Origin of the sequence: Chryseobacterium sp. WG23, assembly GCF_024586575.1 — a bacterium.
Taxonomy (GTDB): Bacteria; Bacteroidota; Bacteroidia; order Flavobacteriales; family Weeksellaceae; genus Chryseobacterium.
Genome location: NZ_JALCZE010000023.1, coordinates 1 through 3,290 on the forward strand (window position 1 = coordinate 1; position 3,290 = coordinate 3,290).

The window sequence follows — 3,290 nt, forward strand, 5'->3', positions numbered from 1 at the left end:
AGGTCAAGGGTTCGACTCCCTTATTCTCCACAGTTTTGGAAGACTGATTTAAAAGTTACGGATAGAGCCAAAAACAATATCTGTTCATCAGTTTGACAAGAAGACATTAAGATCATTGACATTAACGGTAAAGACATCACAAAGAGATAACCGAGCACTTTCGAGTGCCGAGTTTATAAAAATATCGATAAATTAAATTTTATCAAAAAATACTGAACTAATTAATAATTAGGAAAGAAATCGTTAAGGGCGTATGGCGGATGCCTAGGCTTTCAGAGGCGAAGAAGGACGTGGTAAGCTGCGAAAAGCTGCGGGGATCGGCACACACGAATTGATCCGCAGATGTCCGAATGGGGCAACCCGTCTGGTTGAAGACCAGTCACTCTAAATTTATTTAGAGAGCAAACCCGGAGAACTGAAACATCTAAGTACCCGGAGGAAAAGAAATCGAAGAGATTCCGTAAGTAGTGGCGAGCGAAAGCGGATTAGCCCAAAAGCTAATTTATGTTTAATAGAATGTTCTGGAAAGAACAGCCGTAGAGGGTGATAGCCCCGTATATGAAAGGCATATTTGAGTGATAAATGAGTAGGGCGGGACACGTGAAATCCTGTCTGAATATGGGGGGACCATCCTCCAAGGCTAAATACTCCTGAAAGACCGATAGTGAACAAGTACTGTGAAGGAAAGGTGAAAAGCACTTCGAATAGAAGGGTGAAATAGAACCTGAAACCGTACGCCTACAAGCGGTCGGAGCACCAATAAGGTGTGACGGCGTGCCTTTTGCATAATGAGCCTACGAGTTAATTTTACTAGCGAGGTTAAGGTATTAAGTACCGGAGCCGGAGCGAAAGCGAGTCTGAATAGGGCGGTTAGTTAGTAGGATTAGACGCGAAACCTTGTGATCTACCCATGGGCAGGTTGAAGCTCTGGTAACACAGAGTGGAGGACCGAACCGGTTGACGTTGAAAAGTCTTCGGATGACCTGTGGGTAGGGGTGAAAGGCCAATCAAACTGGGAGATAGCTCGTACTCTCCGAAATGCATTTAGGTGCAGCGTCGCAAATGAGTTTATTAGAGGTAGAGCTACTGATTGGATGCGGGGGTTTCATCGCCTACCAATTCCTGACAAACTCCGAATGCTAATAAATGTTCTGCGGCAGTGAGGGCATGGGTGCTAAGGTCCATGTCCGAGAGGGAAAGAACCCAGACCAACAGCTAAGGTCCCAAAATATATGTTAAGTTGAAACAACGCGGTTGGACTGCATTGACAGCTAGGATGTTGGCTTGGAAGCAGCCATTCATTTAAAGAGTGCGTAACAGCTCACTAGTCGAGCGGTCCGGCATGGATAATAATCGGGCATAAACATATTACCGAAGCTATGGATTTGTATTTAATAATACATCTGGTAGGAGAGCATTCTATTTGCGCCGAAGCAGTATCGTGAGGTATTGTGGAGCGGATAGAAAAGAAAATGTAGGCATAAGTAACGATAAAGCGGGCGAGAAACCCGCTCACCGAAAGACCAAGGCTTCCTCAGCCATGCTAATCAGCTGAGGGTTAGTCGGGACCTAACGCGAACCCGAAAGGGGTAGTGGATGGACAATGGGTTAATATTCCCATACTTGCTCACACTAAAAAGGGGACGGAGTGCCGTACTTACTGGAGACTGACGGAATAGTCAAGGCCTAGCCTTCGGGCGAAGCTGCTGTAGGGAAAGTGCTTCCAAGAAAAGCCGAAGTGAAGCAACCCGTACCAAAACCGACACAGGTGGTCGAGGAGAGAATCCTAAGGTGCTAGAGTGAATCATGGTTAAGGAACTAGGCAAAATAGTCTCGTAACTTCGGGAGAAGAGACGCCATCAGCAATGGTGGCCGCAGTAAAGAGGCCCAGGCGACTGTTTATCAAAAACACAGGACTCTGCAAAATCGAAAGATGCAGTATAGGGTCTGACACCTGCCCGGTGCTGGAAGGTTAAGGAAGGTGCTTAGGGTTAAACCGAAGGCATTAACTGAAGCCCCAGTAAACGGCGGCCGTAACTATAACGGTCCTAAGGTAGCGAAATTCCTTGTCGGGTAAGTTCCGACCTGCACGAATGGTGTAACGATCTGGGCACTGTCTCAACCATGAGCTCTGTGAAATTGTAGTCTCGGTGAAGATGCCGAGTACCCGCAATGGGACGAAAAGACCCTGTGAACCTTTACTATAACTTCGTATTGACTTTGAGTAAGTAATGTGTAGGATAGGTGGGAGGCTTTGAAGCAGGCACGCTAGTGTTTGTGGAGCCAACGTTGAAATACCACCCTTTACTTACTTGGAGCCTAACTTCTGAGAGGAAGGACATTGCGTGGTGGGTAGTTTGACTGGGGTGGTCGCCTCCAAAAGAGTAACGGAGGCTTTCAAAGGTACCCTCAGCACGCTTGGTAACCGTGCGTAGAGTGTAATGGCATAAGGGTGCTTGACTGTGAGACCAACAAGTCGATCAGGTGCGAAAGCAGGACATAGTGATCCGGTGGTTCCGTATGGAAGGGCCATCGCTCATAGGATAAAAGGTACTCCGGGGATAACAGGCTAGTCTCCCCCAAGAGCTCACATCGACGGGGAGGTTCGGCACCTCGATGTCGGCTCGTCACATCCTGGGGCTGGAGAAGGTCCCAAGGGTTGGGCTGTTCGCCCATTAAAGTGGCACGCGAGCTGGGTTCAGAACGTCGTGAGACAGTTCGGTCTCTATCTATTGCGGGCGTTAGATGTTTGAGAGGGCTTGATTCTAGTACGAGAGGACCGAATTGAACAAACCTCTGGTGTATCAGTTGTTCCGCCAGGAGCACCGCTGAGTAGCTACGTTTGGAAGAGATAAGCACTGAAGGCATATAAGTGCGAAACTCGCCTCAAGATGAGACATCTTTTAAGGGTCGTTGGAGATGACGACGTTGATAGGCTACAGGTGTAAAGACAGTAATGTCATAGCCGAGTAGTACTAATTACCCGTAGATTTATAGCCTAATATGGCGCACGGAAGTGCAGCAAGGTTAGCTCTTTGTGAAAGTTTTTATCGATAAATATAATTTAGCAATGTAAAAGTTTATCAATGTACCAATATCAATTGTTACACTGTTACATTAACTACATTGTTACATTAAACCATATTTAGGGTGGTTTTAGCGGTGGGGCTCACCTGTTCCCATTCCGAACACAGAAGTTAAGCCCACCAGCGCCGATGGTACTGCTAACGCGGGAGAGTAGGCCGCCGCCAGTTTTTATTTTATTTTTAAAAATCCTTTATCGTAAGATA

General features: G+C 46.8%; 2 rRNA genes. Both read left to right on the top strand.

Annotation, left to right across the window (positions count from 1 at the left end):
• Window positions 1-233 precede the first annotated feature (233 nt).
• Window positions 234-2,999: ribosomal RNA gene (locus MP477_RS22635) — 23S ribosomal RNA — on the top strand.
• Window positions 3,000-3,146: 147 nt separating this feature from the next.
• Window positions 3,147-3,254: ribosomal RNA gene (rrf, locus tag MP477_RS22640) — 5S ribosomal RNA — on the top strand.
• The last annotated feature ends 36 nt before the right edge of the window (window positions 3,255-3,290 follow it).